Below are 13,252 nucleotides of genomic sequence, written 5' to 3'. Positions count from 1 at the left end.
TTGCAGCTGTGCTTTTCGCTCGTGCGGCAAGGCTCACGCTGCAAACTATCCCTGAAGCGTGACACCACGCGCTCCGGACCTTTGCTTGTGCGTGCCGTTATCCCAAACCGCCAAGCGCCGGGAGTATGGTTCAGTCCTTAGCCCGCTCCACATAGGCCCCGTCGGCCGTCATCACCACCACGCGGGTGCCTGGCGCAATATGCGGGGGGACCAGCGTGCGCACGCCGTTGGACAGCACGGCCGGCTTGTAGGAGGACGAGGCCGTCTGGCCCTTGGTCGTCGGCTCGGTTTCCACCACTTCGAAGGTGGCGCGCTGCGGCAGCACCAGGGAGATGGCGATGCCGTTGAACTGCGACACCTGCACGGCCATGCCTTCCAGCAGGTAAGGCGCCATGTCGCCGACCACGGCTTCCGACACCGCGACCTGGTCGTAGCTTTCCGGGTTCATGAAATGAAAGCCTTCGCCGTCGCGATACAGGAACGTGTGCTCGCGCTCTTCCACATAGGCGCGCTCCACCTGTTCGGTGGTGCGGTAGCGCTCCGAAACCTTCACCCCGTCGCCGATGCGGCGCATGTCGAGCTGCGTTACCGGCGTGCCCTTGCCTGGGTGGATGTTTTCAGCAAAGAGGATCACATAAAGCTTGCCGTCCTTGTCGACGACATTGCCTTTGCGGAGCGAACTGGCGATGACTTTCACCACGGTTTTAAATCCTGCAAGAAGAGTTGACTGGCGTTTGCCGGCTAGTGCGGCGCTGGATGGGGGCCTAGCGCATCTTGGCCGCCGCCGCCAGCCCCATTCCACCATGATCTGAGCCCCATGACCGAAGCTTCGCCCTGGTGGACGCCGCATGTCCATGCCGACCGCCGCCCGCGGCTGATGCTGCGCAACGCCATCGCCGCCAGCCTGCGAGACTGGTTCGCTGCCCATGATTTCGTCGAGGTGGAAACGGCCGCGCTACAGGTCTCGCCCGGCAACGAGGCGCATCTGGCGGCTTTCGCCACGCAAGCGGTCGGGCCGGACGGCGCGCGGTCGCCGCTCTATCTCCACACCTCGCCGGAATTCGCCTGCAAGAAGTTGCTTGCCGCCGGCGAGCAGCGCATTTTCAGCCTCGGTCCGGTCTATCGCAACCGCGAGCGCGGTCCCTTGCACCATCCCGAATTCACGATGCTGGAATGGTACCGGGTGGGCGAGGCCTATGAGAGCCTGATGCTGGATTGCGCCGCCTTTCTGGCGCTGGCCGCGACAAGGGCAGGGGCGACGCGCTTTTTCTTCCGGGGCCGCGACTGCGATCCGTTTGCCGAGCCGGAACGGCTGAGCGTCGCGGAGGCCTTCACCCGCCATGCCGGCATCGACCTGCTGGCCACGGTCGCCGCCAACGGCACCACCGACCGCGATACGCTTTACGCCGCCTTGGTTCGGGCCGGCCTGCGCACCGCGCCCGACGATAGTTGGGCCGACCTGTTCAGCCGGGTGATGGTGGAAAAGATCGAACCGTTCCTCGGACAGGGGCGGGCGACCATCCTGTGCGAGTATCCGGTGGCGGAGGCCGCACTGGCTCGGCCGAGCCCGAGCGACCCGCGCGTCGCCGAGCGCTTCGAGCTCTATTGCTGCGGCGTCGAACTCGCCAACGGTTTTGGCGAGCTGACCGACGCCGAGGAGCAGCGCCGGCGCTTCGTCATCGAGATGGATGAGAAACAGCGCATCTATGGCGAGCGCTATCCGCTGGACGAGGATTTTCTCGCCGCCCTTGCCATCATGCCGCCGGCCAGCGGCATCGCGCTCGGCTTCGATCGGCTGGTCATGCTGGCCACCGGCGCGCAGAAGGTCGAGGATGTCATCTGGACGCCTGTCGCCTGAAGGCGAGAAAGCCTGGCCCATTCGATTTGAGGGATGAAGACTGGACCGTGACCCCGAACCAAGCGACCACATAAGCGGCACGCGGGACCGAGAGTTCAAAAGATCATGGTCAAACACGAAGATCCGACAGCGGCAGCTTCTGAAACCGTTGAAATCGCCATTGTCGGTGCTGGCGTGGTCGGGCTGGCGACGGCGCTCCGCCTTGCCGCGGATGGGCGCGAAGTGTTGCTCATCGACCCCAATGAGCCAGGCTCCGGCGCCTCATCAGGCAATGCCGGAACGATCGCCGAATACGCCTGTATGCCGGTTGGCACGCCTTCCGTGCTGCGTGCGCTGCCAAAGCTGCTGCTCGATCCCGACAGCCCGTTTTCGCTGCGCTGGCCGGCGCTGTTGCAGCTTGCGCCCTGGTTGGTCCAATTCATGCGGCAATCGCTGCCGGCGGCCACCCGCGCCAACGCGCTGGCACTGGCCGGGCTATTGGCAGATGCCTTGCCGGCCTGGGAGGACATGGCTGGGGAAGCCGGCCTGGAAGACCTGCTGCGTCGCAATGGCTGCCTCTATCTCTATCGCCGCGAAAGCGATTTTGCCGCCGCCGCCGCCGGCCGGACAATGCGCGCCGGATTCGGCATTCATCAGGAGATTCTGACGTCTGACGAGGTGGCAACTCTTGAGCCGGGCCTGCCGGCAAGTGGGACGCGTGGGCTGTACTTCCCGGATTCGATGAATGTCACCGACCCGAAGGCGGTGATGCAGAGACTGCTGGGCGCAGCCACCGCCCGTGGTGTGTCAGTGAGACAAGCCGAGATTACCGGCCTGCAGGTCGAGGCAGGCGGTGTCCGGCTCAGCGGCCCCGGCTTCAGCATCAAGGCGGGCACGGTCGTGATTGCCGCCGGTGCACGGTCGCGCGCCCTGGCCGCGCAGGCCGGCGACAGGATTCCACTCGAGACCGAGCGCGGCTATCACCTGGAATTCCAGACCGACGCTCCGCTGCTGACCCGGCCGGTCTGTCCGGTCGATCTCGGTTTCTACATGACGCCGATGGCCGGACGGCTGAGGATCGCCGGCACCGTCGAGCTCGGCGGGCTCACCGCGCCGCCAAACCCGCGCCGGCTGGCGCTGCTCGACCGTGGCGTCAGGCAAATCTTTCCCAGGTTAGGCTCACCGTCGTCGCAATGGCTCGGCTTCCGGCCGTCCCTGCCGGATTCCAGACCGGTCATCGGCCCTTCACACGGCAGTTCCCGGGTGATCCATGCTTTCGGTCATGGCCATCTCGGCCTGACGCTGGCCCCGATCACGGCGCGTCTGGTCGCAGACCTGATCGGCGGACGCGGCGATCCCGCGCGCCTCGCAGCCTTTGCGGCGGGTCGCTTCGGTCGCTGATCGACCGTGCCTGCGTCCTGATCTAGTGCGCGAAAACCTGCTCCAGCGAGCGAAAGCCCTTGAATTCCAGCGCATTGCCCGAGGGGTCGCGGATGAACAGCGTCGCCTGTTCGCCGGGCTCGCCCTTGAAGCGGACCATCGGCCGTTCCAGCCAGTCGATGTCGTCGCGCGCCTCCAGCCGCGTCGCCAGGCGCTGCCAGTCGTCCATCAGCAGCACGGCGCCGAAATGCGGGATCGGCACGACAATGCCGTCGACCTTGCCGTCGCTGGGAGCCTGTGCGGCCTGCGGCCGCAGATGCGCCGACATCTGGTGGCCGAACAGGTCGAAGTCCACCCAGGTCGTTGACGAACGCCCGATCGCACAGCCCAGCACCTCGCCATAGAAAACGCGGGTTTCATCGAGATCACGGACCGGAAAGGCGAGATGGAAGGGTGTCATCGAAAATGCTCCGAGCAGGCTGGGGACCGATTTTGCGTCACAGGGTTCGCGATTTGAACCGTCAACCCCGCATTTTGATTGAAGCCTATGCCATTGCACAAGCCGGACCGGAACAATAGATGGGTGGGCAGCGGCCAGACACCGGCCGCCCCAGCAGGATTTCAGGCATGACCGATATATCAGACGCAGCAAAATTGACCGACCGCGTCGCGGCTCTGGTCGAGGCTGCCAAGAAGGCCGGCGCCGATGCCGCCGACGCGGTGGCCGTACGCGGTCGCTCGACCGGCGTGTCGGTGCGTCTCGGCAAGGTCGAGGGCACCGAATCGTCCGAGAGCGAGGATGTCGCGCTGCGCGTTTTCGTCGGCGGTCGGGTGGCGAGTGTCTCGGCGACAGCGGCTTCGGATCCGAAGGTGCTGGCCGAGCGCGCCTTGGCGATGGCGAAAGTGTCGCCCCAGGATCCCTATCAGGGGCTGGCCGACCCGGCATTGCTCGCCAAACAGACGCGCGATCTCGACCTGTTCGACGCCACCGAAGTGTCGGCCGACCAGTTGAAGGAAGCAGCCCTTGCGGCGGAAGCGGCGGCCCTTGCCGTCAAGGGCGTGACCAATTCGGCCGGCGCCAGCGCCGGTGCCGGTCTTGGCGGCCTGGTGTTGGCCACCTCGCATGGCTTCCTCGGCCACTATGTCGGCTCACGTTTCTCGCGCTCTGCCAGCGTCATCGCCGGCGAGGGCACCGGCATGGAGCGCGACTATGAATTCTCCTCGCGCCAGCATTTTGCCGATCTCGATGCGCCCGAAGACATCGGCCGCAAGGCCGGCGAACGCGCCGTGCGGCGCATTGGCGCGCGCCAGGCGGCGACCGGGCCGATCGACGTGGTGTTCGACCCGCGCGTCGCGCGTGGCATCGCCGGGCATCTTGCCGGCGCCATCAACGGTGCCTCGGTCGCGCGCAAGACGTCGTTCCTGCGCGACATGATGGGCAAGCAGGTGGCCGCGTCCGCCATCACGGTGACCGACGAGCCGCTCAGGCGGCGTGGCCAGGCCTCGCGTCCGTTCGACGGCGAAGGCGTCGAGGGCGAAAAGCTGTTGATGGTCGAGAAGGGCGTGCTCAACCACTGGTTCCTGTCGACCTCGGCCGCGCGCGAGCTGGGTCTCGTCACCAATGGGCGCGGCGCGCGCGGTGGCTCTTCCGTGACGCCATCCTCCACCAATCTCGCCATCGAGCCTGGCGAGCGATCGCCGGAAGAGATGATCAAATCGCTCAAGACCGGCTTCTACGTCACCGAGGTGTTCGGCCAGGGCGTCGACATGGTCACCGGCGAATACAGCCGTGGCGCCTCGGGCTTCTGGATCGAGAATGGCGAGCTGGCCTATCCGGTCGCCGAGGTCACCATCGCCTCGAACCTGAAGACCATGTTCCTCAACATGGTGCCGGCAAGCGATCTCGACCGCAATTTCGGCACCGCGGCCCCGACGCTCCTGATCGAAGGCATGACCCTTGCCGGAGCATGACCTGACCATAGCCGGGGCTACCGAAGACTTGCCGCTGCTGCGCGATGCCGCCCGCGAGGCGGGGGTCATCGCCATGCGCTACTTTGGCAACAAACCGCAAGTCTGGATGAAGGGCGGCACATCGCCGGTGAGCGAGGCAGACCATGCCGCCGACGCCTATCTGCGCGAAACGCTGCTGGCAGCGCGACCGGACTATGGCTGGCTGTCGGAGGAAACAGTCGACGATCCGGTTCGGCTTTCGGCACGCCGCACCTTCGTCGTCGACCCGATCGACGGCACGCGCGGTTTCCTGGAAGGCCTGCGCACCTGGTGCGTCAGCGTTGCCGTCGTCGAGCATGGCCGCACGCTGGCCGGCGTGCTGGAATGTCCGGCGATGGAGGAGACCTATTGGGCGTTGCCCGGCCAGGGCGCCTTCCGCAACGGCAAGCGCATTGCGGTGCGCGAACTGGCGGATACGGCCGAGATTTCCGGGCTGAAGCAATTGACCGACCTGATGCCTGCCGAATGGCAGGCGCGGCTGAAGCGGGCGCCCTACAGCCCTTCGCTCGCCTATCGGTTGGCGATGATCGCCAATGGCGCGCTGGATGCCACTTTCGTCAAACCGAACGCGCATGACTGGGACATTGCGGGCGGCCGATCTCATCCTGCGCGAGGCCGGCGGCCAGTTGCTCGACCAGCACGGCCGCGCCCCGCTCTATGCCGGCGAGGTGACCCGCCACGGCGCGCTTGCCGCCGGCAGCGGTGAATTGCTGGCCGTGCTCGCCGGCGTCATCGCCGGGCTGGATGCGTGAAAGCGTTTTCCCGAGCGCGATGAATTCATCTCGCTCTAGAATTCATCTCGCTCTAAAGGTTCCAAAGTCGGCGGCTTTGGTCTAGACCTGTCACAAACTCACGATATGTGAAGGACCGACATGGCCGCGGAAGACGGAAAGAAACAGCTTTTGCATCTGGTGTTCGGCGGCGAACTGAAGAAGCTTGGCGGCACTGAATTTCGCGATCTCGAAGGGCTCGACATCGTCGGCATCTATCCGGACTATCAATCCGCGCACACGGCGTGGAAAGCCAAGGCGCAAGCCAGCGTGGACAACGCCCACATGCGTTATTTCGTCGTTCATCTGCATCGGCTGCTCGACCCCGACAACAAGGCTGCCGGTTGACTTCGATGGAGCATGATCTGGCGAAAGGGCCAGCGCGCGACGCCGCACCGACGGGCAGGGGACGCAGCCGCACGACCAAGGCCTTCTGGCGCAAGATTCGCCAACCGCTGGCGCAGTCGCGATTCGTCAAGAACGCCATCGCCAGCCTGTTCGCCCAGTTCGTCCGGTTCGTGCGCCTCACCAATCGCGTCGTCGAGGGATCGGCGCGGTTTTCGGGCGGGGCCTATACCGAATTCGAGCCCGGCATCATCGCCCTGTGGCACGGCCAGCATCTGCTGACGCCAGCCTACTACCCCAAGCGCAAGCCGCTGGTCGCCATGGTCTCGCGCAGCGCCGATGCCGAGCTCAACGCGCTGATGCTGGAGAAATTCGGCATCGAGGCGGTGCGCGGGTCGGGTGGGCGTGAAAATGCCAGGCATCTCGACAAGGGCGGGGCAAAAGCACTTATCGCCCTGAAAAAGTCGCTCAGTGCCGGCAAGAACGTCGCCATGATAGCAGACATTCCGCACGGTACGCCACGAGACGCAGGGCTTGGTATCGTTCTCCTGGCGCGGCTCTCCGGTCGGCCACTCCTGCCTGTCGCCATCACCACCAGCCGCCGCAAGGTGCTGGAGAAGAGCTGGGACAAGACCACCATCAACCTGCCGTTCGGCCGCTCGTCGATCGTCATCGGCCCGCCGATCTTCGTGGCGGCCGGCGCCGATGAAGCCGAAATGGAGCGCAAGCGCCAGGAAGTGACAGTCGCGCTCAATGCCGCGACCGCCGAGGCCTACCGTCTCGTGGATGGCCCGCGATGAGCGGTCTGTGGGCGCGAACCATGCTGTCGGCATATCGTTTTGCCGGTGCGGCCGCCTATCCGCTGGTCGGACCCTATGTCGCCTGGCGCACCTCGCAGGGCAAGGAAGACCGCAACCGTCGCCGTGAGCGCTATGGTGTCGCCGGCCGCGCGCGCCCCGACGGGCCGGTGATCTGGATTCATGCCGCGAGCGTGGGTGAGACAATAGCCGTGGTGCCGCTGGTCGAAAGCATTCTCGACTATGGCGTCAACATCGTGCTGACGACCGGCACCGTCACCTCGGCGCAGGTCGCCGACGAGCGGCTCGGCGACCGCATCATCCACCAGTATGTGCCGCTCGATCTCAAGCCGGCGGTCAGCCGGTTCCTCGATCACTGGCAGCCGGATCTGGCGATCATCGCCGAATCCGAGATCTGGCCGATGACCATCCTCGAGCTTGGCGCGCGTCGCGTGCCGCAGGTGCTGGTCAATGGCAGGCTGTCCGACCGCTCGTTCAAGTCGTGGAAGAAACGGGCCAACATCGCCGAGGCGTTGTTCGAGAACCTGGCTCATGTGGTGGCGCAGTCGGATGTCGATGGCGAGCGGTTTCTGGCGCTCGGCGCGCGGCCGGTCACCGTGTCGGGCAACCTCAAGGTCGACACGTCGCCGCCTCCGGTTGACGAACGGGTGCTGGCGACGCTGCGGCGGCAGATCGGCCCGCGCCCGACCTGGGCGGCGATCTCGACCCATGACGGCGAGGAGGTGGTCGCTGCCGAGGTCCACGCGACACTGCACAAACGTCACCACGGTCTTTTGACGATCGTCGTTCCACGCCACCCTGACCGCGCCGAGGCGCTGGCGACGCAGATTTCCGGCATGGGCCTGAAGGTCGCGCGGCGCAGCAAGGGCGACAGGATCACAGCCGACACCGACATATTGCTCGGCGACACGATCGGCGAGATGGGGCTCTATCTCAGGCTGACCGAGATCGCCTTCGTCGGCCGCTCGCTGACATCCGAGGGCGGCCAGAACCCGCTGGAGCCGGCCATGCTCGACACGGCGGTCCTTGCCGGGCGCAATGTGCAGAATTTTCGCGAGGCCTACCAGCGTCTGCTCGACAGCGGCGGCGCCAAGCTGGTGCGCGATCGCGACATGCTGGCCGGCGCCGTCAATTTCCTCCTGACCAACGAAGTGGCGCGCCACGAGATGATGGCGGCGGGCGTTGCGACCGTCGACGAGATGCGCGGTGCGCTGGCGCGCACGCTGAAATCGCTTGAGCCCTACATCCAGCCGCTGGTCGTCAAGTCGCGCCTGAAGGGCGCGAACGGGCGCTAGCGTGGCTTCCGAAGCACCACCATTCTGGTGGGAAGAGCCGGACTGGCGGGTCCTGGCACTGTCGCCGCTATCGGCCATCTACGCCGCCGCCGCCGGCCGCGGCATGCGGCGGGCCAGGCGCGAGAAGATCGAGGCACCGGTTCTGTGCATCGGCAATTTCACCGTCGGCGGCACCGGCAAGACCCCCGTGGCCATCGCGCTCGCCGGGCAGGCCAAGCGCATGCATCTGAAACCCGGCTTCCTGTCGCGCGGCCATGGCGGCTCCTTCGCCGAGCCGCATGTCGTTGACATCGATCACGACAGCGCCAGGCATGTCGGCGACGAGCCGCTGCTGCTGGCCGAACACGCGCCGGTGGCGGTGACGCCGAACCGCGCCGCCGGCGCCCGGCTGCTGCTGGAACGGCACGGCTGCGATTTCCTGATCATGGACGATGGATTCCAGAGCGCCCGCATCCACATCGACTACGCGCTGGTCGTCGTCGATGCGCGCTACGGGATCGGCAATGGCCGCGTCATTCCGGGCGGTCCGCTCCGGGCCAGGATCGTCGACCAACTGGTCTTCACCAGCGGGCTGTTGAAGATGGGCGAGGGCACCGCGGCCGACGCCGTGGTCCGCCAGGCCGCACGCGCCGGCCGGCCGATCTTCGAGGCCCACACCGAGCCAAACGGTAAGGCAGGGCTCGCCGGCAAGCGGTTCCTGGCCTTCGCCGGTATCGGCCATCCCGAGAAATTCTTCGACACGGTGCGCGAGGCCGGCGGCGAGCTGGCGTTGACGCGGCCGTTTCCGGACCATCATTTCTATGCCGAGGACGAACTTGCCGAACTGGCGGCGACCGCACGCGCCGAGGGGCTCGGCCTCATCACCACCGCCAAGGACGCCGCCCGGCTGCGCCATGGCGCCTCACAAGACTTTCTCGACCGGCTCGAGGTGCTGGAGATCGACACGGTTTTCGAACTCGACAATGTTCCAGAGCGGATCATCGGCGAAACGCTCGATGCCTGGCGCCAGCGCAAGCTGAAGGGCTAGCGCCGCTTACGCAGTTCCGGATGCATCTCGATTTCGCGGCGCAGCGATACGGTGGCGTTGACGTAAGGCTCTTGCCTGGCGACGCTCCAGTATTTCAACTCGTCGAGCGGAATGCTTTCGCCTGTCACTGCACAGCGCACGAATGCGCCGGGGCTGGTGACCTGGAAGTCGCCATCGAGGTAGCGGATGCGGGCTTCCTTGCCGCCGGGGCCTTCGAAACGGTTCATCATGCGGGGACGCCGAGGTTCATGGGGATTTCATCGCCATAAATTCCCGGCGAGGTCAAGCATGTGACAAGCCTGAGACAATGCTGACCCCCTATTGTTGGGGAGAAAAACGCTGATGTCGGGGCACTATGGACATTTCCTCCGCCCGCCTTGCCGCCTTGCTTCGGGAAACGATGACGCCGCAGGCCGTGCCGTCGGCAAAGGCCGACCCAGCCATGACGGCACTGGTCAAAGCGCTGGTCCAACCGCCTGCGCCGTCCATGCTTGCGCAACAGGCAGCACCGGCGCTGTTGGCTTTGCCGGCGGCGCCGATGATCGTCAAATCGCAGCAGATCGCGTCGGCTGGTATCGTCGAGGCCTATCTTGCCCAGCTCGAGACGGGGGAAGAAGCGGTATTGGCAACGGTCGTGGCGAGAAAGGCAGCGCCTGAAGCCGAAACGCAGCGAGCCGTCTTGCCGCCTTCGGCAACGGCCAATGACAATGCTCCCGCCAGGGTTGCGGGGTTGTCATTGCTGTCGCTTATCCCGCCGCAGGCTCCGGTCCCGCGCAGCGCTGCCGCCCGGGATACGCCGGCGGGCCGGCAAAGGCCGGCCAAGCAATCCCGTGGTGCTGCGGCGCCGAACTCCGAGCGTCTGCTGGTGAAGATCGGCTTCGTTTCGACAATGGCCGGTTTGTTGGGAGCCGTGATCCTAGGGTTCGTGCTGTTGTTGCTTCGCTGAGTTTCGAATCGGCTGGGTCTCGGGATAGCCGGGCGGGGGCCTACCCCTCGGCCTCGATGAAGGCTTCCATCTTTTCCGGCGCCAGCCCTGCCTGCACCGCAATACGGCGCGCCAGTTCTGCCGCGGCGGCACGCGGCCGTCCCATCGGCCGGTCGAGCCAGTAGGATACCGGATTGAGCGCGGTGCGCTCGTCGACGGGAGTGATGCGGCCTGACTTCAATTGATGTCCGGTCAGCGGTGGGCGCGCAAGCGCGATGCCGAGCCCATAGGCGGCGGCGTCGAGCACCAGATTGTAGTCCTCGAAGCGACGGTCCTGCGGGCGCGGGCGGTAGTCCATGCCTTGCGCGGCAAACCAGGCGCGCCAGGCCGACGCGTCGGAATCGTTGATCAGCGGATATTTGAGCAACCGGGCAGGGTCGCCGCGCCCGATCTCGCGGGCAAGCTCGGGTGACGCGACCGGGAAGACATGTTCCTCGAAAAGCTGCACCGAAATGCGGCCCGGAATGCCGCCGCGGCCGCAGCGGATCGACAGGTCGATGCCCTCATCGGCAAGGTCGGCCTGGCGGATGTCGACATCGAGCACGATGCGCAGCTTGGAGGGATCGTTCTCCAGTGCCGCCATGCGCGGCATCAGCCACAGCCCGCTGACGGAGGGGATAGAGGTCAGCCGCACCACGGCGGTGCCACGCGGCTCGACCCAGCGGTCGGAATGGGTCGATATCAGCGCAAAGGCTTCGGCCGTGCGCAGATGCAGCCGGTTGCCCTCGATGGTCAGCGAGACGCCGCGCGCGCCCCGATCGAACACTTTCAATCCCAGCCAGTCCTCGAGCTTGGCGATCTGCCGGCTGACGGCACCGTGGGTGATGTTGAGCTTTTCTGCCGCCGCCGAAAAGCTGCCCGTTCGCGCCGCGGCGTCGAAGGCGCGCAGCGTTTCGAGCGGTACCATTGTGTCCGAGCTGTGATCCATAGTCACAGGTGATCCTCGATTTGGTCGTTTGTCAACCGGCCCGAAAAGGCGTTTCCTGCCTTTCAGGACCGAAGAAGACGAGGGCAGTGAGATGAGCGCAATGACCAGTACGTTGAATCCGACACAGCGGATGGACACCACGGCAGCCATCGCGGTGGCACTGACGGTGGTTGGCTGGGCATCGGCCTTTCCGGCGATCCGCGCCGGTCTCGCCGCCTTCGGACCGCTGGAACTGGGTGCGTTGCGCTTTGCCATTGCCGCCGTGCCGGCTGCGATCTTCCTCGCCGTCAAGCGTCCGGCGCTGCCCAGACTCGACGAAGTGTGGCGCCTGGTCTTTGGCGGCGCCATCTTCGTCGCGCTCTACACGGTCATGCTCAATTTCGGCGAACTGACCGTCTCGGCCGGTGCCGCCGGCTTCATCATCAATGTCAGCCCGATCTTCACCGCCATCATGGCAATGGCGCTGCTCGGCGAACGCTTCTCAACGTGGGCCTGGTTCGGCACGGCCATTTCTTTCGCCGGCATCGGCATCATTGCGGTCGCCGACGGGAATGGCCTGCATTTCGACACCGGCGCGCTACTGGTTCTTGGCTCCGCGCTGTGCTCGGCCGTCAACACCATCGTCCAGAAGCCGCTGTTTGCCCGCCATCATCCGTTGACCATTTCGGCCTCCAATATGGTGCTCGGCGCGCTTTGCCTGTCGCCCTTCCTGCCGAGCGGCTTTGCGCAGGCAGCGGTTGCCAACACCGCCGGTCTCGGCGCTGTGATCTTTCTCGGCATCGTGCCCAGCCTCATCGCCTATGCCGCCTGGGCGACCGCGCTGTCGCGTCTGCCGGCCGCGCGTGCATCGAACTTCCTCTACCTTGTCTCGCCCATGTCTGCCCTGATCGGCTTCTTCTGGCTCGGCGAAGTGCCGACACTGCTCGGCATAATCGGCGGCGCGCTGGCGCTGGGCGGCGTCATCGTGGTGAATTTGAAGCGTTGAAACAAAAGGCTGGAGCTGTTTCCGGACTCAAATCCCGAGAACCGTATCTACCCGCATGCAGACACCCGGGAGAAGGGCAGCTATGGTGAGCTGCCTTCACTGGGGGACGGAATGGGAAGACTGTTCATATCGGCAATCTTTTGCGTTTTGCTGCTGACCGGAAAAGCCGCCGCGGGTTGGTATCACGTAGAGAATTACGAAGGGTCCATCGGCTCCCGGCCCGTTCATGTCTCGCTTCAGACATATGACGGCTTCGGCAGCGGCATCACCGTCGAGGGAAGCTATTTCTACGACGCCAAGCAAAGCCCGATAGCGGTGTTCGGCAAACTCAACGGCACCAGGCTCGCGCTCTGCGAGATCTCGAACGACAAGGAATTCGACCGGATATTGGTGGTTGGATCAAAGATCCCCGTCGACACCACCGGATGCCCGTTTTCCCCCTCGACATGGCTGAAAGCGGCGCGACGGGCACCTGGAGCAAGGGCGCAGACACGTATGCCGTCACGCTCAAGAAGGTCGCGGGTCTGGACGATACTGGCGACCCAAAGATCGACGGGACCGTCGAGATTCCCTTCTGGGCCGAAACAGCCGCCCACAGGTTTGCCGGTGTTTATGCGAACACCGACTCAGGCACTTGCATGGTAAAGATGCAGGTCATCAAGAAGAGCAGCAGGAAGGTCGTTCAGGAGATCGCCTTCGACGATGATGGCTGCAACGCCGGCATGCTGATGACGTCCATCTATGCGAACGTCCAGAAGTGGGCCGAGCGAGGCAAGGACATCATTTCGGTGAATTTTCGAGGTGGCGGCGCCGGATATACGATCGACTATGCCTTTGACCACAAGACCAAAAAGTACCGCCAGAGGAAATGA

The 13,252-nt window shown here is 65.1% G+C and carries 14 protein-coding genes and 1 pseudogene; 11 read left to right on the top strand and 4 right to left on the bottom strand.

The features are described from left to right. Positions 1 to 130: 130 nt before the first annotated feature. Positions 131 to 700: an elongation factor P gene (efp, locus tag ACZ89F_RS17410; RefSeq protein ID WP_027038615.1), complete on the bottom strand. Its 570-nt coding sequence runs from the start codon at positions 698 to 700 to the stop codon at positions 131 to 133. A gap of 117 nt (positions 701 to 817) precedes the next feature. Here efp and epmA point away from each other — a divergent pair, with 117 nt between their 5' ends. Both epmA and ACZ89F_RS17400 read left to right on the top strand, forming a co-directional pair. Beyond that, the gene (gene epmA / locus ACZ89F_RS17405; RefSeq protein WP_476093132.1) at positions 818 to 1,858 is read left to right on the top strand and encodes an EF-P lysine aminoacylase EpmA; all 1,041 of its coding nucleotides are present in this window, start codon (positions 818 to 820) and stop codon (positions 1,856 to 1,858) included. Positions 1,859 to 1,963: 105 nt separating this feature from the next. After that, positions 1,964 to 3,238: an NAD(P)/FAD-dependent oxidoreductase gene (locus ACZ89F_RS17400; protein WP_476093131.1), complete on the top strand. Its 1,275-nt coding sequence runs from the start codon at positions 1,964 to 1,966 to the stop codon at positions 3,236 to 3,238. A gap of 22 nt (positions 3,239 to 3,260) precedes the next feature. Here the strand turns inward: ACZ89F_RS17400 and ACZ89F_RS17395 are convergent, their stop codons facing one another. After that, positions 3,261 to 3,677 carry a VOC family protein gene (locus ACZ89F_RS17395; RefSeq protein WP_476093130.1) on the bottom strand — a complete coding sequence of 139 codons (417 nt, stop codon included), beginning with the start codon at positions 3,675 to 3,677 and terminating at the stop codon, positions 3,261 to 3,263. 167 nt (positions 3,678 to 3,844) lie between these two features. Here ACZ89F_RS17395 and ACZ89F_RS17390 point away from each other — a divergent pair, with 167 nt between their 5' ends. The 6 genes and pseudogenes from ACZ89F_RS17390 to lpxK all read left to right on the top strand — a co-directional run bounded on the left by ACZ89F_RS17390 (position 3,845) and on the right by lpxK (position 9,482). Next, positions 3,845 to 5,188: a TldD/PmbA family protein gene (locus ACZ89F_RS17390; protein ID WP_476093129.1), complete on the top strand. Its 1,344-nt coding sequence runs from the start codon at positions 3,845 to 3,847 to the stop codon at positions 5,186 to 5,188. Continuing rightward, a pseudogene (locus ACZ89F_RS17385) lies at positions 5,175 to 5,979 on the top strand (3'(2'),5'-bisphosphate nucleotidase CysQ). The gene ACZ89F_RS17390 and the pseudogene ACZ89F_RS17385 overlap by 14 nt, the downstream one beginning before the upstream one ends. Positions 5,980 to 6,099: 120 nt before the next feature. Continuing rightward, positions 6,100 to 6,345 (top strand): DUF4170 domain-containing protein, encoded by a 246-nt coding sequence (locus tag ACZ89F_RS17380; protein ID WP_127257990.1) that lies wholly within the window; start codon positions 6,100 to 6,102, stop codon positions 6,343 to 6,345. A gap of 5 nt (positions 6,346 to 6,350) precedes the next feature. Then, entirely contained in the window at positions 6,351 to 7,142 is a 792-nt protein-coding gene (locus ACZ89F_RS17375; RefSeq protein ID WP_476093128.1) for a lysophospholipid acyltransferase family protein, read from the top strand. Beyond that, positions 7,139 to 8,455, top strand: coding sequence for a lipid IV(A) 3-deoxy-D-manno-octulosonic acid transferase (gene waaA / locus ACZ89F_RS17370; protein WP_476093127.1), 1,317 nt, complete (start codon positions 7,139 to 7,141; stop codon positions 8,453 to 8,455). The genes ACZ89F_RS17375 and waaA overlap by 4 nt, the downstream gene beginning before the upstream one ends. A gap of 1 nt (position 8,456) precedes the next feature. Continuing rightward, a complete protein-coding gene (lpxK, locus tag ACZ89F_RS17365) occupies positions 8,457 to 9,482 on the top strand; it encodes a tetraacyldisaccharide 4'-kinase (protein WP_476093126.1) in 1,026 nt (341 codons plus the stop codon). Here lpxK and ACZ89F_RS17360 read toward each other — a convergent pair. After that, on the bottom strand, positions 9,479 to 9,712 hold the full coding sequence (locus tag ACZ89F_RS17360) for a DUF2093 domain-containing protein (protein ID WP_476093125.1): 234 nt from the start codon (positions 9,710 to 9,712) through the stop codon (positions 9,479 to 9,481). The genes lpxK and ACZ89F_RS17360 overlap by 4 nt on opposite strands. Positions 9,713 to 9,837: 125 nt before the next feature. Here ACZ89F_RS17360 and ACZ89F_RS17355 point away from each other — a divergent pair, with 125 nt between their 5' ends. Next, complete coding sequence (locus ACZ89F_RS17355) at positions 9,838 to 10,428, top strand: hypothetical protein (protein ID WP_476093124.1); 591 nt, start codon at positions 9,838 to 9,840, stop codon at positions 10,426 to 10,428. Positions 10,429 to 10,468: 40 nt separating this feature from the next. Here ACZ89F_RS17355 and ACZ89F_RS17350 read toward each other — a convergent pair whose 3' ends face one another. Further along, positions 10,469 to 11,395, bottom strand: coding sequence for a LysR family transcriptional regulator (locus tag ACZ89F_RS17350; RefSeq protein WP_476093123.1), 927 nt, complete (start codon positions 11,393 to 11,395; stop codon positions 10,469 to 10,471). Between the two features lie 91 nt (positions 11,396 to 11,486). Between ACZ89F_RS17350 and ACZ89F_RS17345 the strand changes: the two genes are divergently transcribed. Together ACZ89F_RS17345 and ACZ89F_RS17340 are read left to right on the top strand one after the other, a co-directional pair. Continuing rightward, the gene (locus ACZ89F_RS17345; protein ID WP_476093122.1) at positions 11,487 to 12,380 is read left to right on the top strand and encodes a DMT family transporter; all 894 of its coding nucleotides are present in this window, start codon (positions 11,487 to 11,489) and stop codon (positions 12,378 to 12,380) included. A 446-nt stretch (positions 12,381 to 12,826) separates the two neighbouring features. Continuing rightward, positions 12,827 to 13,252, top strand: coding sequence for a hypothetical protein (locus ACZ89F_RS17340; RefSeq protein WP_476093121.1), 426 nt, complete (start codon positions 12,827 to 12,829; stop codon positions 13,250 to 13,252).

The organism is Mesorhizobium sp. USDA 3734 (assembly GCF_056279665.1).
The sequence above is the reverse complement of the archived record's forward strand: the minus strand, read 5'-3'. Positions and strand labels throughout refer to the sequence as shown.

Excerpts from the sequence above, each read along its gene's own strand:
- ACZ89F_RS17390 (WP_476093129.1), top strand. The coding sequence starts at position 3,845 with ATGACCGATATATCAGACGCAGCAAAATTGACCGACCGCGTCGCGGCT.
- ACZ89F_RS17395 (WP_476093130.1), bottom strand. The coding sequence starts at position 3,677 with ATGACACCCTTCCATCTCGCCTTTCCGGTCCGTGATCTCGATGAAACC.
- ACZ89F_RS17375 (WP_476093128.1), top strand. The coding sequence starts at position 6,351 with ATGGAGCATGATCTGGCGAAAGGGCCAGCGCGCGACGCCGCACCGACG.
- waaA (WP_476093127.1), top strand. The coding sequence starts at position 7,139 with ATGAGCGGTCTGTGGGCGCGAACCATGCTGTCGGCATATCGTTTTGCC.
- epmA (WP_476093132.1), top strand. The coding sequence starts at position 818 with ATGACCGAAGCTTCGCCCTGGTGGACGCCGCATGTCCATGCCGACCGC.
- ACZ89F_RS17345 (WP_476093122.1), top strand. The coding sequence starts at position 11,487 with ATGAGCGCAATGACCAGTACGTTGAATCCGACACAGCGGATGGACACC.
- ACZ89F_RS17360 (WP_476093125.1), bottom strand. The coding sequence starts at position 9,712 with ATGATGAACCGTTTCGAAGGCCCCGGCGGCAAGGAAGCCCGCATCCGC.
- ACZ89F_RS17355 (WP_476093124.1), top strand. The coding sequence starts at position 9,838 with ATGGACATTTCCTCCGCCCGCCTTGCCGCCTTGCTTCGGGAAACGATG.
- ACZ89F_RS17340 (WP_476093121.1), top strand. The coding sequence starts at position 12,827 with ATGGCTGAAAGCGGCGCGACGGGCACCTGGAGCAAGGGCGCAGACACG.
- ACZ89F_RS17400 (WP_476093131.1), top strand. The coding sequence starts at position 1,964 with ATGGTCAAACACGAAGATCCGACAGCGGCAGCTTCTGAAACCGTTGAA.
- ACZ89F_RS17350 (WP_476093123.1), bottom strand. The coding sequence starts at position 11,395 with ATGGATCACAGCTCGGACACAATGGTACCGCTCGAAACGCTGCGCGCC.
- ACZ89F_RS17380 (WP_127257990.1), top strand. The coding sequence starts at position 6,100 with ATGGCCGCGGAAGACGGAAAGAAACAGCTTTTGCATCTGGTGTTCGGC.